Annotated in this window: 11 protein-coding genes; 6 read left to right on the forward strand and 5 right to left on the reverse strand. The window is 70.7% G+C overall.

The window, feature by feature from the left end; genetic code table 11:
* Positions 1-149 precede the first annotated feature (149 nt).
* Positions 150-3,344: a tetratricopeptide repeat protein gene (locus tag ACIQRL_RS19230; protein WP_401332716.1), complete on the reverse strand. Its 3,195-nt coding sequence runs from the start codon at positions 3,342-3,344 to the stop codon at positions 150-152.
* 250 nt (positions 3,345-3,594) lie between these two features.
* Between ACIQRL_RS19230 and ACIQRL_RS19235 the strand changes: the two genes are divergently transcribed.
* From ACIQRL_RS19235 to ACIQRL_RS19255, 5 genes are all read left to right on the forward strand, one after another.
* Positions 3,595-5,631 carry a thioredoxin domain-containing protein gene (locus ACIQRL_RS19235; RefSeq protein ID WP_401332718.1) on the forward strand — a complete coding sequence of 679 codons (2,037 nt, stop codon included), beginning with the start codon at positions 3,595-3,597 and terminating at the stop codon, positions 5,629-5,631.
* Between the two features lie 184 nt (positions 5,632-5,815).
* The gene (locus ACIQRL_RS19240) at positions 5,816-7,078 is read left to right on the forward strand and encodes a glycosyltransferase (RefSeq protein ID WP_401332720.1); all 1,263 of its coding nucleotides are present in this window, start codon (positions 5,816-5,818) and stop codon (positions 7,076-7,078) included.
* Positions 7,075-8,760, forward strand: a complete 1,686-nt coding sequence (locus ACIQRL_RS19245; RefSeq protein ID WP_401332721.1) for an ArnT family glycosyltransferase — start codon at positions 7,075-7,077, stop codon at positions 8,758-8,760. The genes ACIQRL_RS19240 and ACIQRL_RS19245 overlap by 4 nt, the downstream gene beginning before the upstream one ends.
* Positions 8,757-9,962 carry a glycosyltransferase gene (locus ACIQRL_RS19250; RefSeq protein ID WP_401332723.1) on the forward strand — a complete coding sequence of 402 codons (1,206 nt, stop codon included), beginning with the start codon at positions 8,757-8,759 and terminating at the stop codon, positions 9,960-9,962. The genes ACIQRL_RS19245 and ACIQRL_RS19250 overlap by 4 nt, the downstream gene beginning before the upstream one ends.
* A 143-nt stretch (positions 9,963-10,105) precedes the next feature.
* Positions 10,106-12,370, forward strand: coding sequence for a galactose oxidase-like domain-containing protein (locus tag ACIQRL_RS19255; protein WP_401333362.1), 2,265 nt, complete (start codon positions 10,106-10,108; stop codon positions 12,368-12,370).
* Positions 12,371-12,459: 89 nt separating this feature from the next.
* On the opposite strand, the gene ACIQRL_RS19260 is transcribed toward ACIQRL_RS19255, so the two are convergent.
* The 4 genes from ACIQRL_RS19260 to ACIQRL_RS19275 all read right to left on the reverse strand — a co-directional run bounded on the left by ACIQRL_RS19260 (position 12,460) and on the right by ACIQRL_RS19275 (position 16,339).
* Positions 12,460-13,185 carry a Mut7-C RNAse domain-containing protein gene (locus ACIQRL_RS19260; RefSeq protein ID WP_401332725.1) on the reverse strand — a complete coding sequence of 242 codons (726 nt, stop codon included), beginning with the start codon at positions 13,183-13,185 and terminating at the stop codon, positions 12,460-12,462.
* 4 nt (positions 13,186-13,189) lie between these two features.
* Positions 13,190-13,852, reverse strand: coding sequence for a TetR/AcrR family transcriptional regulator (locus ACIQRL_RS19265; RefSeq protein ID WP_401332727.1), 663 nt, complete (start codon positions 13,850-13,852; stop codon positions 13,190-13,192).
* A gap of 5 nt (positions 13,853-13,857) precedes the next feature.
* Complete coding sequence (locus ACIQRL_RS19270; protein ID WP_401332729.1) at positions 13,858-15,423, reverse strand: MFS transporter; 1,566 nt, start codon at positions 15,421-15,423, stop codon at positions 13,858-13,860.
* A gap of 202 nt (positions 15,424-15,625) precedes the next feature.
* Positions 15,626-16,339 (reverse strand): hemolysin III family protein, encoded by a 714-nt coding sequence (locus ACIQRL_RS19275; RefSeq protein ID WP_401332731.1) that lies wholly within the window; start codon positions 16,337-16,339, stop codon positions 15,626-15,628.
* Between the two features lie 322 nt (positions 16,340-16,661).
* Between ACIQRL_RS19275 and ACIQRL_RS19280 the strand changes: the two genes are divergently transcribed.
* A complete protein-coding gene (locus tag ACIQRL_RS19280; RefSeq protein WP_401332732.1) occupies positions 16,662-18,479 on the forward strand; it encodes a phosphoenolpyruvate carboxykinase (GTP) in 1,818 nt (605 codons plus the stop codon).
* The last annotated feature ends 150 nt before the right edge of the window (positions 18,480-18,629 follow it).

An 18,629-nucleotide genomic window follows, 5' to 3' on the forward strand; every position in this document is an offset into this window, starting at 1 on the left:
GAGTTCTGGGCCTGTGGGGGCTTCGGTCGGCGTAGGGGCGGAGTCCTGCCGGGTGCCTGCGTCCGGCGTGAGTGTCCCGCCACGCCCACGCCGTCCGGGGTGGGCGGTTCGCCGCGCCCACGCCGTGCGGCGCGGGCGCTTCGCCTCGCTCACGTCACCACCGTCACGCCCATCACGTCGCGGGCGTGCCGTCCCGGCACCATGCCCAGGCGCCAGGCCTGCCAGCCGGCGTCCAGGTCGACTCCGCGCTCCAGCAGCAACTGGTACGCCTCGATGAAGCCGTCGAGCCTGCCGTCCCGGGTGGCGTGGCCGGCCCGCGAGAGCTGCGACAGTTCCTCCTGGGCCACCGCCGCGCCCACCTCGTGGCCGCCCGGGGCCGCGTAGGGGAGCAGGGTGCAGCGCAGGAAGCGCGCCCAGTCCTCCCCGCGATGGTCGCCGTACGAGGCGAACAGGCCGAGGGCCTCCTCGCACAGGGCCAGCGCCTGCTGCGTGCGGGCGTTGCCGGCGTCGACGACGGCGAGCTCCAGGCAGGTCCAGGCCTCGCCGTGGGCCACCCCGATGCGCTGGAAGTCCGCGCGGGCGTCGACGAGGAGCTGGCGGGCGAAGCCCGAGTTCCGCAGCGAGCCCGTCTGCGCGGCGCGCTGGTCGCGGGTCACCCGGGCCGAGTGGTGGCGGGCGCAGGCCAGGCCATAGACGTCCCGCATACGGGAGAACATCGTCCGGGAGCGCTCCAGCTCGCGCACCGCCAGATTCAGGTCGCCGGTCTCCTCCAGGGCCTGGCCCAGGTAGTAGACCGTCCAGGCCTCGCCCCGCGCGTCCTCGTTCTCGCGGTGCCGGGAGGCCGCCTGACGCAGCCCGTCGACCGCGGAGGACGGGTCGCCCTCGACCAGCCGGGCGCGGGCGAGCTGGGTGAGCGCCCAGGCCTCGCCACGGGCGTCGCGCGTACGGTCGTACAGATCGAGCGCCTCGCGCAGCTCGCGCTCGGCGCGCGGCACGTCGCCCATCCGCAGGCCGAGCTGGCCGAGCTGGAAGTGGGCCCAGGCCTCACCGTGCACCGAACCGCTCTCGCGGTGCAGGACCAGGGCCTCGGTGAGGAGGCCGAGGGCCTCGGCGAGCCGGGATCTGTCGCGCTCCACCGCCGCCAGCGCGTGCATCGTCCACGCGCGGTCGGCCGCGAGCTCGGGTGATGCCTGGAGGTCCATGGCCTCCTGGAGCTTGGCCGCCGCCTCGATGAGGTTGCCCTGGTGGTGCAGGGTGATGCCCAGGGAGCACAGCGCCCTGGCGGCCCCGGCGTCGTGGTGGGCCTCGAAATAGAGGTCCACGACCGCGGCCAGGGTCGTCCGCGCCTTGTCCAGCTCGCCGAGCTGGCGGGCCGCGATACCGGTGCGCCACTGCACCGAGCGGACGAGGAGCCCCTGGTCGACGGCCTGGGTCAGCTCGCTGATCTCGCCCAGCCGGTAGAGGTCGCCGCGCAGCAGGCAGTAGTCGCACAGGGCGCCCAGCAGGTTGAGCACCGCCGCCTGGTTCACCCCCTCCGCGTGCCGCAGGGTCGCCGTGATGAAGCTCGACTCGTCGTCCAGCCAGCGGAGCGCGGCGTCCAGGGAGGTGAAACCGTGCGGCCCGAACTGGTCTGCGCGCGTCGACGTCTTGCCGTCGACCAGCCGGATCACCGAGTCGGCGAGCTCCGCGTAGTTCACGATCAGGCGCTCCTGCGCGGCCGTGCGCTCCGAGGGCTCCTCCTCGTCGAGGAGGCGGGCCGCGGCGAAGGTCCGCACGAGATCGTGCAGGCGGTAGCGGCTGCCGCGCACATGGTCGATCAGGCCCGCCCGGGAGAGCGCGGTCAGATGACGGACGGCCTCGGGTTCGTCCGTCGCGAGGAGGGACGCCGCCGCAGCCGCGCCCAGAGAGGCGCGACCGGCCAGGGCGAGCCGGCGCAGCAGCCGGCGCGCCATGTCCGACTGGTCCGTGTAGCGCAGCCACAGCACCCGCTCGACGGGTTCCACGGGTCCGTAGGCCGCCAGGTCGGTGGCGAGTCCGCGCGGGGAGCGCGGGCCGAGCGAGGAGCCCGCCACGCGCAGGGCCAGCGGCAGGCCGCCGCACAACTCCCTTATCCGTTCGGTGGATTCGGCGTCGTACGGACCGGACGCGTCCTGTGCCGCCGCGGTCAGCAGTTCCTCGGAGCCCGCCGCGTCCAGCGCCTCGACGGGGAGCCGGTGCACCCAGGCGGGGAGGTCGGCGGGCAGGTCGAGGGGCTCGCGCGCGGTGACCAGGACCAGGCTGTCCGAGCGCTCGGGGACCAGGGTGCGCACCTGCTCGGCGTCGCTCGCGTCGTCCAGCACGATCGTCACGGGCAGGCCCGTCAGATGCTGGTGATACAGCTCGCTCAGCCGTCTGACCTGCTGGTCCTGCGAGGAGCGCTCACGGAAGAGGAGCTGTTCGCGCGGGGCGCCGAGCCGGTTCAGCAGGTGGAGCAGCGCGTCGCGGGTGGTGAGCGGCGGGTCGTCCGGGCTGTCGCCCCGCAGGTCGACCACGCACGCGCCGCGGAACTGGTCCTTGAGGGCGTGCGCCGCCCGGACCGCGAGCGTGCTGCGGCCCGAGCCGGGCGCGCCGTGCAGGACCACGACCGTCGGTTTCGTCTCCGTGCTGGCCCGGGCCGCGTGCACCCACTGCGCGACCCGTGACAGTTCGGTCCGGCGCCCGGTGAACGGGCCTTCCTGCTCCGGTAGTTGATTGAAGGACTGCTCCAGCACGCTGCGCCGGCGGGCAGCCGCGCTCTTGTCGGTGCGCCGCAACTGGGGCGCACCCTTCTTGGCGCCGGTGGAGGCGTTGAGCACCCGCTGCTGGTCGAGGAACGGGCGGACACCCCGTACCTCCAGGGCCGTCAGCCATTGCAGACGCAGCTGTTCCGGGCCACCGGGCTGTCCCAGGGCTCCGGCCCGGCGGCTCGCGGCGGGCACGTGCGAGGCCGTCACCTTGAGGACCGTGGCGGCGGCGCCGGCCACGGCCACGGTCGCGCCGGTTCCGACGGCCGTGCCCGCGCCGGTGCCGAGGGCCAGGTCGGTGACGACGGCCGCGAGCGCGCCGACGACCGCCACCAGCAGGGGAGTTCCGGATCCCTCGCGCGCGAAGCGCTGCCCGAAGGTCTGCCGTCCCGCCTCCGACTCGTCGAGCGCCCTGGTGTACGCCGTGTACTCCTCGGCGGACGTCTCCGTCATCGCGTCGAGCGCGGCCCGCGCCCGTGACAGCAGCGCACCCCCGTCCACGCGCCCCCCGGAGCGGCGTACCTCCTCCTCCACGGCCCGCACCAACAGCCGCTCGGCCTCCGCCCGATGGCTGTCCCGCATGTGACGTCCCCCTCCGGCAGCAACTCCCTGGCCTATGAGTGTCCTTCGGGGAGGACGCGAACGCGAGAGGGCCGTCGATCAATCCCGCCGATCGCGCCCGCCGACCGGTACGCAGACCGCCCTTCCAGTCGTACGTGAAGACCGCGCGCTCCTCGACCGGTACGGCCACGCTCGTGAAGATGCCCCCGAAGGGCGCCCCCGGTGCAGCTGCGCTTCTACACCGTCCCGGACGCCGTGGGAGAGTGGCAGGGTGAACCGACTGGCCCATGAGACGTCCCCGTATCTGCTCCAGCACGCCGACAACCCCGTCGACTGGTGGCCGTGGTCGGCCGAGGCCTTCGACGAGGCCCGCAGAAGCAACCGGCCCGTTCTGCTGAGCGTCGGGTACAGCAGCTGTCACTGGTGTCATGTCATGGCACACGAATCCTTCGAGGACGACGCCACAGCCGCGTATCTGAACGACCACTTCGTCAGCGTCAAGGTCGACCGCGAGGAGCGGCCCGATGTCGACGCCGTCTACATGGAGGCGGTGCAGGCGGCGACCGGGCAGGGCGGCTGGCCGATGACGGTGTTCCTCACGCCGGACGCCGAGCCCTTCTACTTCGGCACCTACTTCCCGCCCGAGCCCCGCCACGGCATGGCGTCCTTCCGGCAGGTGCTGGAGGGGGTGTCCGGCGCCTGGACCGACCGGCGGGACGAGGTCGCCGAGGTCGCGGGGAAGATCACGCGGGATCTCGCCGAGCGGGAGCTGACCTTCGGGGACAGCGCGGTGCCGGGCGAGGAGGAGCTGGCCGGCGCGCTGCTCGGACTCACCCGGGACTACGACGCCGCGCGCGGCGGATTCGGCGGCGCGCCCAAGTTCCCGCCGTCCATGGTGATCGAGTTCCTGCTGCGCCACCACGCGCGGACCGGCTCCGAGGGCGCTCTCCAGATGGCCGTCGACACCTGCGAGCGGATGGCGCGCGGTGGCCTCTACGACCAGCTCGGCGGCGGCTTCGCCCGCTACTCCGTCGACCGCGAGTGGGTGATCCCGCACTTCGAAAAAATGCTCTACGACAACGCGCTCCTCTGCCGCGTCTACGCACATCTCTGGCGTTCCACCGGATCCGAGCTCGCCCGGCGGGTCGCCCTGGAGACCGCGGACTTCCTGGTGCGTGAACTCCGGACCACCGAGGGCGGGTTCGCCTCGGCGCTCGACGCCGACAGCGACGACGGCACCGGCAGGCACGTCGAGGGCGCGTACTACGTGTGGACGCCCGAGCAACTGCGTGAGGTGCTCGGGGACGCGGACGCCGAACTCGCCGCCCGGTACTACGGGGTAACCGAGGAGGGCACCTTCGAGGAGGGGGCCTCCGTGCTCCAACTTCCCCAGCGGGACGAGGTGTTCGACGCCGGGAAGCTCGCCTCCGTGCGGGAGCGGCTGTTCGCGGCGCGGGCCGGGCGGCCCGCCCCCGGACGCGACGACAAGGTGGTCGCCGCATGGAACGGGCTCGCGGTGGCCGCGCTGGCCGAGACCGGCGCCTACTTCGACCGCCCCGACCTGGTGGAGGCCGCGATCGGCGCCGCCGACCTCCTCGTACGCCTGCACATGGACGACCGGGCGCGGCTGGTCCGTACGAGCAAGGACGGCCGGGCGGGCGCCCACGCGGGGGTGCTGGAGGACTACGCGGATGTCGCCGAGGGCTTCCTCGCGCTGACGTCCGTGACCGGGGAAGGGGTCTGGCTGGAGTTCGCCGGGTTCCTGCTCGACCATGTGCTGGCGCAGTTCACGGACGACGAGTCGGGTGCCCTGTACGACACGGCGGCCGATGCCGAGCGGTTGATCCGCCGTCCGCAGGACCCGACCGACAACGCCACGCCCTCGGGGTGGAGCGCGGCGGCCGGAGCGCTGCTGTCGTATGCCGCGCAGACCGGCGCCGAGCCCCATCGCACCGCCGCCGAGCGGGCGCTCGGTGTCGTGAAGGCGCTCGGGCCGCGGGCGCCCCGTTTCATCGGCTGGGGGCTCGCGGTGGCCGAGGCGCTGCTCGACGGTCCCCGGGAGGTCGCGGTGGTCGGGGAGGGGAACGATCCGGCCACAACCGCCTTGCGGCGCGCGGCACTTCTGGGCACGGCGCCGGGCGCCGTCGTGGCGGTGGGGACGCCGGAGAGTGACGAGCTTCCGCTGCTTTCCGGCCGGTCACTGGTGGACGGCAAGCCGGCCGCGTACGTCTGCCGTAACTTCGCCTGTGACGTTCCGACGACCGATCCCGACCGGCTCCGCACGGCTCTGAACGGCCGAAACGCGTGACTACCAACCGGTTCAAACGCCCCTAGAGCGCTGATTGTTCGGCAAGTCGACCGAGTGTGATGAAACACGACCTTCACCGGAGGAACCTGTGCGCTTCACAGATCACCCATAGTCTCGGGCCGGTGACGCGACAGGTGTAACGCACCGTCGCGACAGGGGGTTTTTGGGGATCTGGGGGGATCTGTTGCTCACGTCTGTCTTCATCGCTGCCGTTTCTCTGGCGCTCTTCTGGATGGCTGCCTTCACTCTGTGGTGGCAGATGCACGCGTGGCGTACGCCCGAAGTGCTGGCCTCCACCCGGTTCAGCAGTCCGGACGGGGGTGAGAGCCTGTCCTTCTCGCTGCTGCTGCCCGCGCGGCACGAGCAGGCCGTGCTCGACCACACCATTCAGCGGCTGCTGGAATCCAGCCACACCGACTTCGAGATCATCGTCATCGTGGGGCACGACGACCCGGAGACCACCGAGGTGGCCCGGAGTGCCGAGGCGCGCGATCCGCGGGTCCGTGTCGTCGTCGACCACCACGAGAAGAAGAACAAGCCGAAGGCCATGAACACGGCCCTGCCGCACTGCCGCGGCGATGTGGTCGGGGTCTTCGACGCCGAGGACCAGGTCCATCCGGAGCTGCTCGCCCATGTCGACCACGCGTTCCGCACGTCGGGGGCGGACGTCGTCCAGGGCGGGGTGCAGCTCATCAACTTCAACTCCAGCTGGTACAGCCTGCGCAACTGCCTGGAGTACTTCTTCTGGTTCCGCTCGCGCCTTCATCTGCACGCGCAGAAAGGGTTCATCCCGCTCGGCGGCAACACCGTCTTCGTACGGACGAAGGTCCTGCGGGAAGCCGACGGCTGGGATCCCAACTGCCTCGCGGAGGACTGCGATCTGGGCGTACGGCTGTCCAGTGTCGGCAAGAAGGTCGTCGTCGCGTACGACTCCGACATGGTGACCAAGGAGGAGACGCCCGGCTCCCTGATGTCGCTGCTCAAGCAGCGCACCCGGTGGAACCAGGGCTTCCTGCAGGTCTACCGCAAGCGCGACTGGAAACAACTGCCCGGATTCGGACAGCGGTTGCTCGCCCGCTACACGCTGATGACGCCGTATCTCCAGGCGGTCTCCGGAGTGATCATCCCGCTCAACGTGGCGGTCGCGCTCTTCCTCGACGTGCCCGTCGGGATCGCCTTCATCACGTTCCTGCCGGCCGTGACCGCCCTGGTCACCTTCGTCTTCGAGCTCGTCGGACTGCACGACTTCGGCAAGCAGTACGGGCTTCGCGTGCGCCCCGTGCACTACCTGAAGCTCGTCGTCGGCGGCCCCTTCTACCAGGTGCTGCTCGCGGGTGCCGCCGTGCGCGCCGTCTGGCGTGAGCAACGGGGGCGCAACGACTGGGAGTTGACCAGTCATGTCGGCGCGCATCTCACCGACGTGATCCGAGAGGACGTTCCTGCGTGACCTCCACACTTCCCGCGGCGACCACACCCACGGTCCCCGCGCAGCGGCCTCGTGCGCCCAAAATCGTCCCGACGTCCCTGCCCGTACCGCGTTTTCGCGGCTCGCGCTCCGATCTCGTCCTGTGCGCGGCGCTGCTCGCGGCGATCCTCGTCGTGCAGGGCTGGAACATCGCCGCCTACCCGACCCTCAGCGACGACGAGGGCACCTACCTCGCCCAGGCCTGGGCCGTCCAGCAGGGCAAGGGCCTGGCCCACTACACCTACTGGTACGACCACCCGCCGCTCGGCTGGATCCAGATAGCCGGTCTGACCTGGATCCCCGCGCACGTCAGACCGTCGCTGATGACGGTCGGTTCGATGCGCTGCGCGATGCTCGTGGTCAGCGCGGTGAGCGCCGTCCTGCTGTACGTCCTCGCGCGCCGGCTGTCGCTGCCGCGGTGGGCGGCCGGCCTCGCGATGGTCCTGTTCGGGCTCTCCCCGCTCTCGGTCGTGCTCCAGCGGGAGATCTTCCTCGACAACATCGCGGTGATGTGGACGCTGCTCGCGTTCTGCCTGGCCGCGTCGCCGAGCCGCCATCTGTGGCACCACTTCGGCGCGGGCCTCGCGGCCGCCACCGCCGTGCTGACCAAGGAGACGATGCTCGTCGTCCTGCCCGCGCTGTTCATCACCATGTGGCGGCACAGCCATCGCGACACCCGCAAGTTCGCGCTCACCGGCGCGGTCACGGCCTGCGTGCTGATCGGTGCCGCGTATCCGCTCTTCGCCCTGCTCAAAGGCGAGTTGCTCCCCGGCGGCGGACACGTCTCGCTCTGGGAGGGCATCACCTACCAGATGAGCCGCCCCGGCTCCGGTTTCATCCTGGAGGCGGGCACCGGCTCGTACGGGGTGCTCCACTCCTGGCTCTACTACGACCGGGTCCTGCCGCTCGGCGGACTCGCGGGGGCCCTGCTGCTCCTGGCCACCCTCCGCTGGTCGGTGACCGCGCGCGCCCTGGCCGGACCCGCGCTCACCGTGGCCATCCTCGCCCTGGTGGCCATGCGCCCGAACGGCTACCTGCCCGCCATGTACGTCATCCAGGCGCTCCCCTTCCTCGCCCTCGTCCTCGCCGGAGGCACCGCGAGCGTCGCCCACGCCGTGCTGCGCAGACGGCGGACCGACGACGAGCGGACCTATGTGACGTGGGGGCGGCGCGGGCTGGCCGCCGTGCTGGTGGTGGCCGCCGGCGCCTATGTCGTGCCCCGCTGGTACGACGGTGACCGAACGGCCGTCACCGCCGACGCCAACGCCCCCTACCGGGCGGCCTCTTCGTGGCTGAGGACCGAGGTGAAGGACCCGCGGGACACCCGTGTCCTGGTCGACGACGCGCTCTGGCTCGACCTCGTGCACGACGGCTACCGGCCGGGCCTCGGCGCCATCTGGTTCTACAAGGCCGATCTCGACCCAGCGGTCACCAGGACGATGCCGCACGGCTGGAAGGACCTCGACTACGTGGTCGCCTCCCCGACGGTCCGGCGCGACGCGGTCGACCTGCCGAACGTGAAGGCCGCGATCGAGCACTCCACGGCCGTCGCCACCTTCGGCACGGGCGAGGACCGCATCGAGATCCGGCGGATCGACGACAGCAACGACAACAACGACAGCAACGACACCATCAACACGGCCCGTTCCGGAGGCAGTCGATGAGCAGCTTCGAGAGCACTGTCCCCGGCGAACTGGGCGACCCGGCGGTACGCGCCGCCGAGGTCCCGGAGCCCGGTGCCGTCACCATCGTCGTCCCGACCTTCAACGAGTCAGCGAACATACGGCAGTTGCTGCGCCAGATCACCGAGTCGGTGCCGGCCCGGCTGCCCTGCGAGGTCGTCTTCGTGGACGACTCCACGGACGACACCCCCGAGGTGATCGCCGAGGCCGCGCGGGACTGCCCGTTCCCGGTGACCGTGCTGCACCGCGAGGTGCCCGAGGGCGGGCTCGGCGGCGCGGTCGTCGAGGGGCTCAAGGCGGCGAGCTCCCAGTGGATCGTGGTGATGGACGGGGACTGCCAGCATCCGCCGTCCCTGATACCGGAGTTGGTCGCGTCCGGGGAGCGCGCGAACGCGGGCCTCGTGGTCGCCAGCCGGTACATCAAGGGCGGCAGCCGGGAAGGACTCGCGGGCGGCTACCGGATCGCGGTGTCGCGCGGCGCGACCTGGCTGACCAAGACGCTCTTCCCGCGCAAGCTGCGGGGCATCAGCGACCCGATGAGCGGGTTCTTCGCGATCCGGCGCAGCGCGGTCACCGCCGAGGTCCTGCGGCCGCTCGGCTACAAGATCCTGCTCGAACTGGCCGTACGCAGCCGCCCCCGGCAGGTCACCGAGGTGCCCTTCGTCTTCCAGGACCGCTTCGCCGGCGAGTCCAAGTCGAGCGCGCAGGAGGGCTTCCGGTTCCTGCGCCATCTCGTCGGGCTGCGCACCGCCTCACCGGTCGCCCGCATGGTGGTCTTCGGGCTGATCGGCGCCACCGGCTTCGTGCCGAACCTGCTCGGCCTGTACGCGCTCACCGCCGCCGGACTGCACTACGTACCCGCGGAGATCCTCGCCAACCAGCTCGGCGTGGCCTGGAACTTCCTGCTCATCGAGCATCTGCTGTTCCGCGAGCGCCGCAAGCACCGCAACCGGTGGGACCGGACGGGCCGGTTCGCGCTGCTCGCCAACGCCGATCTGGTGCTGCGCATCCCGCTGATCGCGTTCTTCGTCCACCAGTTCGGCATGGGTGTCCTGTCCGCCACGGCACTGGCCCTGGTGACGACGTTCGTTCTGCGCTTCGCCGGGACCGAGGCGCTGGTCTATCTGCCCCGCCGCGGCAGCGAGAGCGGGCGAGAGAGCCGTACGGCAAGGAGAGCCGCGTGAAATTCCGGGTGAGACCACGGCGGAGAACCGCCCTGCTGGCCGTGACGGGACTCGCCGCCGGGCTGCTGCTCGTGTCGCCGCAGCCCGCGTCCGCCGTCAACCTCGTCACGAACCCGGGCTTCGAGACCGCCGGTACGGACGGCATGCCGTCCTGCTGGGAGAAGTCCGGCTGGGGCGACAACGACTTCAGCTTCGCGACCGTGACCGACGCCCACTCCGGCTCCAAGGCCATGAAGGTCACGCTGACCCGCCGGGTCGACGGCGACCGCAAGGCGCTGATCACCGAGTCCGCCGCGTGCGCGCCGGTGGTCACCGCGGGCAAGCAGTACGACCTGGGGCTGTACTACAGGACGACGACGCCCGACGCGGCGATCACGCTCTTCCGGCACGACACCACGGCGGGCTGGCAGTACTGGACCGACCTCAAGACCCTGGACATGGCGGCGGCCTGGACGCAGGCGACGGTGCGCACCCCGGCCGTCCCGGCGGGCACCGACCGCATCACCTGGGGTGTCTCGGTGTACGGCACGGGCTCGGCGACCACCGACGACTACACGATGGAACAGGTCTCCGATCCCATTCCGCCGGCCACCTGCACGGGCACGGCCGACGAGTGCGCGAACGGGAAGTGGACGGTCCTGCCCACCCAGAACCCGGTCCGCTCCATGCACTCCGTCGTGCTCAACAACGGCAAGGTGCTGCTGATCGCGGGCTCCGGGAACAGTGAGGAGAACTTCGACGCGGGCACGTTCACGTCGGCGGTGTACGACCCGGCGACCGGCTCGTACAAGGTGATCCCCACGCCCAAGGACATGTTCTGCTCCGGGCACGTCCAGCTCGCCGACGGGCGGGTCCTGGTGCTGAGCGGCAACAAGGCGTTCCCGGTCGTGGGCGGGCACGGGTACGAGGGGTACAAGGACTCGTACATCTTCGACCCGGTCACCGAGACGTACAGCAGGACGAACGACCTGAACGACGGCCACTGGTATCCGTCCGCCACCGAGCTGGGCAACGGCGACATCATCTCGTTCGGCGGGCTGCGCGAGGACTCGTCGGGTTCGGTGACCGCCGAGCGCTGGTCGAGCGCCCAGCAGCAGTGGCTGCCGCTGTGGCAGGTCAACCAGACCTGGTCGTTCTGGGGGCTTTACCCCTCGATGATCCTGATGCAGGACGGCCGGCTCTTCTACTCGGGCAGCCATGTCTTCGGCAACGGCACCCCGGGGACGGGTTCGGCGATCTACGACTACGACGCCAACACCACGACCGCGGTCCCGGGCCTGCAGAACAAGGACCAGCGCGACCAGTCCGCGAGCGTGCTGCTGCCCCCGGCGCAGGACCAGAAGGTGCTGACCATCGGCGGCGGCAACATCGACTCGAACCCGGACGCCAACCGGCTCACCGACATCATCGACCTCAAGGCCGCCAACCCGGCGTACACGGTGGGCCCGCAGATCCCGCAGGGCACGGTGGACCTCGGCAACGGCCAGGTGGCCGAGACCGGCGCCCAGGGCAAGATGTACGTCTCCGCCGTCCTGCTGCCCGACGGCAAGGTCCTGGAGACGGGCGGCGGACTGCACAACCGCGCCAATCCCGTCTACGAGGCGTCGATCTTCGACCCCGCGACCACGACCTTCGACCCGGTGGCCGCCGACCCGGAGGCCCGCGGCTACCACTCCTCCGCGTTCCTGCTGCCCGACGGCCGGGTGATGGCCACCGGCGACAACCCGGGCAACGGCACCTGGAACCACGACGTGTCCATCTACACCCCGCCGTACCTGCTCAAGGGCACCCGCCCGACGATCACTTCGGTGATCGACAGCGAGTGGGTGTACGGGGACACCCAGCGCATCACGGTCGACCGGCCCATCGTGAAGGCGGAGTTGATCCGGCCCGCCGCGGTGACGCACTCCTCCGATCCCAACCAGCGGTTCGTGGACCTGCCGTTGAGCGTGGACGGCAACAACGTCGACCTCAATGTGACGAGCAACCCGAACATGGCGCCGCCCGGCTGGTACATGCTCTTCGCGGTCGACGCCAACGGCGTTCCCTCGGTGGCCAAGTGGGTGCATCTCCAGGGCCCGTCCGCGCTCGCCACCGACACCGCCTCGGCGCACGTCCACTCCTTCGCCGACTCCCTGGCGGGCACCGTCACCGGGGCGGGCAAGAAGCGGACCTCGCAGAAGGTGTCCACCACTATCTCCGGCTGCGACCGCCACTACGGCACGATCAACGTCTGCGTGCCGACGGTCTTCCCGGACGGGGTGCGGAAGACGACGGCCTCCCGCTGCGCCTGGCTGAAGAAGAACGACTACGGACGCCTCAGGATCAACGGCAAGGACGATCCCCTCGGGCTCGACCCCAGCGGGGACGGACTGGCCTGCGGGGCAAGGGATCTGATCAGGCGTTAGGAGACTGGTTCTGAAGGTGGATCCGGTCGGTTGACGGATCCGGTCGGCCCCGGACGCCTTCCGGGGCCGACTCGTCGGCTTCAGGATTCTCAGCTCCCGAACTCCGCCAGGGCGCGCTCCACGACGGTCTCCAGCCGGTCGTGGTGCGCGCCCTTCCAGTAGGCGCGCCCGCAGTCGCCGCACTGGGCGAAGACGTCGTACGACCGCTCGGTGCCGCTCTCCAGTTGGTCCGCGACCTGTTCCTTGGTGGCCTCGCGGAGCAGGCCGTTGCACGCGGTGCAGCGCGTCCAGGGCTTCAGCTCGGGCGCGAACCGGCCGAGGACGTCCCGGAGTTGGTCGTCGGGCTGGGTGCTGTAGACGAAGCCGCCCGCCCACAGTTCGCGGCGCCGCAGCAGGCCGCGGTCGCGGCTGAGGAGCACCCGCCGCTCGGCCGCCGAACGGGCGGCGAGAGCCGGGTCGCCGATGTCGGTGGACTCGTACGCCGTGTCGACGCCGAGCAGGCGCATCCGGCGGGCGAGGGTGCCGAGGTGCACGTCGAGGAGGAAGCGCAGGGGTGCGCCGGGGATCCGCTGCGGGCGTTCGACCGCCCGGACCCGCACGGACTCGTCCGCCGCCGGGATGTGCGAGAAGGGCACCTCGCGCCCGTCCACGACCAGGGCCCCGACCTCCGTCAGCGGGACGCCGAGCGACTCGACGACATGACCGAGGGTGGAGGAGCCGTCGGTGCCGACGGGGGTGACTCTGGCGCGGCGCGCGTGCGGGACGAACAGCCCCAGTTCGGGGGCGAATTCGATGTGGATCTCCGGTCCGTTCACGCGGTCAGGATGTCATGCGGGGTGTGCCCCGGTCCTCCGGGTTTCGCGGCGGCAGACCGTGCTCCAGGACGTTCATGGTGCGCTCGAACAGATCGGTCAGGTCGTCCCGCTGGCCGGTCTCGGCCCAGTACAGGGAGGTCTCCACCAGACCGCCGATGAGCGACATCGCGAAGACCCGGACCTCCAGGCTGTCCGGGTCCAGGCCGGAGCGCTGCCCGATCGCCCGGCTCAGCAGCCGCCCGGTGACGGACAGGCTCTCCAGCATCCGGGAGCGCACCGCGGGGACCTCGGCCATCAGCCGTGTCCGGAGCCGGGAGACCTCGGGGTCCTCGGAGTTGCCGACGCTGACGGCCCTCCTGAGTACATGGCGCAGGGACTCGAACCACGGCTCGTCCGCGGGGCGGTCGCGCAGTTCCTGCTCCAGGAGCGGGTCGTACTCGTCCGTGAGGACGATGTCCTCCTTGGTCGGGAAGTAGCGGAACACCGTGGACGGGGAGACCTCGGCCGCCTCCGCGATCTGCTCGATCGTCGTCGCGTCGTACCCCTGCTCCTCGATCAGCCGGTACGTCGCCTCGCGGATCGCGATGCGGGTCTTCATCTTCTTCCGCTCGCGGAGCCCCGGCTGGGGCTCCGCGGCGGGAGTGGAACTCTGTGCGGTGGCGGCCATGGTTCCTATTGTCCGGCATCCGCCGGGGCCGGGGCCATGGCGGTGTCCTCCTCCGGCACCGGGGCGGGCTGCCGGGGGCTGGGCAGCAGGGCCGCCGCCAGCAGTGCGGTGACCAGCGCCGCGACCCCGCTGACGAGCAGGACCAGGTCCATGCCGTGGATGTACGCGGCGTTCGCGGAGGCGGCGAGCGCGTGGTCGCCGAGCCGGTCGGCGACCACATGCGCGCCGACCACCGAGTCACCGGCGACCCCGGCGGCGGCGCGCGGCAGCGCGGAGGTGTCGAGCCGGTCGGCGTACGTGCTCGCCAGCAGGGAGCCGAGCAGGGCGATGCCGATCGCGCCGCCCACCTGGCGCACCGTCATCAGCAGCCCGGAGCCGCTGCCGGCCCGGTCGCGGGGGAGTGCGCCGAGGGCGGTGGACATCGCGGGCACCACGGCGAAGCCGAAGCCCAGCCCGGCGACCGACAGCCACAGGGCGGTGGCGCCGTACCCGTCGTCGACGCTCGTACGGCTGCCGAGGAACGCGGCGAAGGCGAGGACGACGAGACCCGCGCTGATCACCGCGCGCGCCCCGCAGCGGGTGACCAGCGGCTGAGCGCCCCGGGAGGCGATCAGCAGTCCGCCCATCATCGGCAGCATCCGCACGCCGGTCCCGAGCGCGTCGTGGCCGAGCACCGCCTGGAGGTACTGCGGCAGCACGAACATCAGGCCGGACAGGACGAACATGACGAGTGTCGCGGCGAGCGTGTTGAGCAGGAAGCCGCGCTGGGCGAGCAGGGACAGATCCAGCATCGGGCGGGGGCTGCGGCGTTCGCGGACGACGAGCAGGGCGATCAGGACGGTGGCGGCGGCGAAGCAGCCGAGGACGAGCGGGTCGCCCCAGCCGCGGGCCGGGGCCTCGATGATCGCGTAGACCAGGACGCTGAGGCCGACCGCGGTGAGCGCGGTGGAGACGGCGTCGACCTTGGGCGAGGAGGGGTCCCGGGTCTCGGGGAGCAGGAAGACGCAGGCGGTGATGCCGATGGCGGCCATCGGCACGTTGACCAGGAAGACCGAGCCCCACCAGAAGTGGTTCAGCAGCCAGCCGCCGATGATCGGGCCGAGCGGCAGTCCGAGCGCGGAGGCGGCGGAGACGGCTCCGACCGCCTTGGTGCGCTCGTCGGGTCCGAACAGCGAGGGCAGCACGGCGAGCGCGAGCGGCATCACCAGCGCTCCGCCGACGCCCATCAGGGCGCGGGCGACGATCACCCAGGTGACGTCGTCGACGAGGGAGCCGGCCAGGGAGCCGGCGAGGAAGACGCCGAGACCCGTGATGAGCATCCGGCGCCGGCCGAAGCGGTCGCCGAGCAGGCCCGCCGGGAGCATCAGCGAGGCGAAGACGACGACGTAGGCGTCCGCCATCCACTGCTGCTGACCGGTGGACGCGCCGAGGTCCCGGGCCATCGTCGGCAGCGCCACATTGAGGATCGTCATGTCGAAGCCGAGCACGAGCATGCTCGCGACCAGGGCCCCGAGGGCCCACCAGCGGCGGGGGTCGCGCCGAACAGCGCTGTCTTGCGTGGGAGTCGCCATGAAATGAGAGTAACTCTCAAAAGATGGTTACTGTCAATCCAATGAGGCTCTCAGTCGGTGTTCCGGGTGAGGTTTCCCGGTCGGCGGCGAGGGTGACGTCGTGCCGGAAGGGGGCGGCGGCGGTGGTTCGGGGGCCCGGAAACGCGCAGTGGCCGCGGCTTGGAAGCCGCGGCCACTGAGGAAGGGGGAGTTGGGGGGTGGGTCAGCCGTGCTGGTAGGCCACCAGGGAGATGCCGACGTAGTGCACGATGAACGCGGCGAGGGTCAGGGAGTGGAAGACCTCGTGGAAACCGAACCAGCGCGGTGACGGGTTGGGCCGCTTGATTCCGTAGATCACCCCGCCCGCGCTGTAGAGCAGCCCGCCGACGATGACCAGGACGAGGACGGCGATGCCGCCCGTGCGCATGAAGTCGGGCAGGAAGAAGACGGCCGCCCAGCCCATCGCGATGTAGCAGGGCGTGTAGAGCCAGCGCGGCGCGCCGACCCAGAACACCCGGAAGACGATGCCCGCCGCCGCGGCGGCCCAGATGCTCCACAGGAGCCACTGCCCCTTGGCCCCGGGCAGCAGCAGCATGGTCAGCGGGGTGTAGGTGCCCGCGATGATCAGGAAGATGTTCGCGTGGTCGAGTCTGCGCAGGATGCCGTCCATCCGCGGACTCCAGTCGCCGCGGTGGTAGAGGGCGCTCACCCCGAACAGGAGGCAGGCCGTCAGGGCGAAGACTCCGCAGGCGATACGGCCGCGGGTCGAGTCCGCCAGGGCGGTGAGAACCAGTCCGGAGACGAGGGCGGCCGGGAACATGCCGAGGTGCAGCCAGCCGCGGAGCTTGGGCTTGATCTCTTCCGACAGGGAGTGCGCGACAGAGACATGGCCGGCGGCCGGCGTGTCCGTGGGCGCGTCGGGGACGGACGCAGTCATGCGCGAATCGTACCTACGGAACCGTAAGTTACGTGTCAATCCGACGTAAGCGAACCGCAAGAGTGGCCATGATCTCACGCGGTCGGCGGGGGCCGCCGGGGTACGCGCGGTGAACCCGGAGCGAGCGGGGGGAAACCCTCCGGCAAGTGGCGATGCTCACTCCGCTCAGGTGTGAGGCCCTCTGGACATATGCGCGACTCAGTCGGATCATCAAATGAGTGCGGTCGGCACCGGATGAGCGCCGGGGGTTCCATCACCGTGAAGCATCCGGGTCGCAGCCCCCACGGGGCATGACAACAAAACCCCTCATTTAGGAGCAATCGTGGCGCGCGACATCGCGGCTCCCGTCCCGACCAACCACAAAGAACTGATCTCGTGGGTCAACGAGATCGCCGAACTGACCGAGCCGGACAGTGTGGTCTGGTGTGACGGATCCGAGGCCGAGTACGAGCGACTGAGCGAGGAGCTCGTCCGCAAGGGCACCTTCAAGAAGCTCGACCCGATCAAGCGCCCCAACTCGTACTACGCCGCTTCCGACCCGACCGATGTCGCGCGGGTCGAGGACCGGACGTTCATCTGCTCCGAGAAGGAGGAGGACGCGGGCCCGACCAACCACTGGAAGGCCCCCGCCGAGATGCGGGACATCTTCTCCGGTGAGCAGGGCGTCTTCCGCGGCTCGATGCGCGGCCGGACGATGTACGTCGTCCCGTTCTGCATGGGCCCGCTCGGCTCGGACCTCTCCGCGATCGGTGTCGAGATCACCGACTCCGCCTACGTCGCCGTGTCCATGCGCACCATGACCCGCATGGGACAGCCCGTCCTGGACGAACTCGGCACCGACGGATTCTTCGTGCGTGCAGTGCACACGCTCGGAGCGCCGCTGGCCGAGGGCGAGGCCGACGTGCCGTGGCCGTGCAACTCCACGAAGTACATCTCGCACTTCCCCGAGACCCGCGAGATCTGGTCGTACGGCTCCGGCTACGGCGGCAACGCGCTGCTCGGCAAGAAGTGCTACGCCCTGCGCATAGCTTCCGTGATGGCGCGCGACGAGGGCTGGCTCGCCGAGCACATGCTGATCCTCAAGCTGACCCCGCCGCACGGCGAGTCGAAGTATGTCGCCGCCGCCTTCCCGAGCGCCTGCGGCAAGACCAACCTCGCCATGCTGGAGCCCACGATCTCGGGCTGGACGGTCGAGACCATCGGTGACGACATCGCCTGGATGCGCTTCGGCGAGGACGGCCAGCTGTACGCGATCAACCCCGAGGCCGGCTTCTTCGGTGTCGCGCCCGGTACCGGTGAGCACACCAACGCCAACGCGATGAAGACGCTGTGGGGCAACTCCGTCTTCACCAACGTCGCGCTCACCGACGACAACGACATCTGGTGGGAGGGCATGACGGAGGAGACTCCGGCACACCTGACCGACTGGAAGGGCAACGACTGGACGCCGGAGTCCGCCACGCCCGCCGCGCACCCCAACGCCCGCTTCACGACGCCCGCCTCGCAGTGCCCGATCATCGCGCCCGAGTGGGAGGACCCCAAGGGCGTGCCGATCTCGGCGATCCTCTTCGGCGGCCGCCGCGCCACGGCCGTACCGCTGGTGACGGAGTCCTTCGACTGGAACCACGGTGTCTTCCTCGGCGCGAACGTCGCCTCCGAGAAGACCGCCGCCGCCGAGGGCAAGGTCGGCGAGCTGCGCCGCGACCCCTTCGCCATGCTGCCGTTCTGCGGCTACAACATGGGCGACTACATGGGTCACTGGGTCGACGTCGCCAAGGACAAGGACCAGGCGAAGCTCCCGAAGATCTACTACGTGAACTGGTTCCGCAAGAACGACGCGGGCAAGTTCGTGTGGCCCGGCTTCGGCGAGAACAGCCGCGTCCTGAAGTGGATCGTCGAGCGCCTCGACGGCAAGGCCGAGGGTGTCGAGACTCCGATCGGCGTCCTGCCGACCCGCGAGGCCCTCGACACCGACGGTCTCGGACTGGCCGACGACGACCTCGACTTCCTGCTCACGGTCGACAAGGAGGTCTGGCGCGAGGAGGCCGCCCTGGTCCCCGAGCACCTCAACACCTTCGGCGAGCACACGCCGACGGAGCTGTGGGACGAGTACCGCGCGCTGGTGCAGCGCCTGGGCTGACGCCCCCGGTAACTCCGTGGCCGACCGTGTTGCCCTGACCTGCGACCGTTGTGGCGGTCGGCCGCGGTGACAGCACCCCGCCGGGGCTCCGCGCACATCTGTGCGGAGCCCCGGCTTTTTCGTACTCTCCGCCCCGCCCGTGCCGGAACG

Origin of the sequence: Streptomyces sp. NPDC091209 (assembly GCF_044757755.1) — a bacterium.
GTDB lineage: Bacteria > Actinomycetota > Actinomycetes > Streptomycetales > Streptomycetaceae > Streptomyces.

Bases quoted from the DNA above. Each gene is read 5' to 3' on its own strand.
- ACIQRL_RS19230 (WP_401332716.1), bottom strand. From the start codon at position 3,344: ATGCGGGACAGCCATCGGGCGGAGGCCGAGCGGCTGTTGGTGCGGGCC.
- ACIQRL_RS19250 (WP_401332723.1), top strand. From the start codon at position 8,757: ATGAGCAGCTTCGAGAGCACTGTCCCCGGCGAACTGGGCGACCCGGCG.
- ACIQRL_RS19255 (WP_401333362.1), top strand. From the start codon at position 10,106: ATGCCGTCCTGCTGGGAGAAGTCCGGCTGGGGCGACAACGACTTCAGC.
- ACIQRL_RS19265 (WP_401332727.1), bottom strand. From the start codon at position 13,852: ATGGCCGCCACCGCACAGAGTTCCACTCCCGCCGCGGAGCCCCAGCCG.
- ACIQRL_RS19270 (WP_401332729.1), bottom strand. From the start codon at position 15,423: ATGGCGACTCCCACGCAAGACAGCGCTGTTCGGCGCGACCCCCGCCGC.
- ACIQRL_RS19275 (WP_401332731.1), bottom strand. From the start codon at position 16,339: ATGACTGCGTCCGTCCCCGACGCGCCCACGGACACGCCGGCCGCCGGC.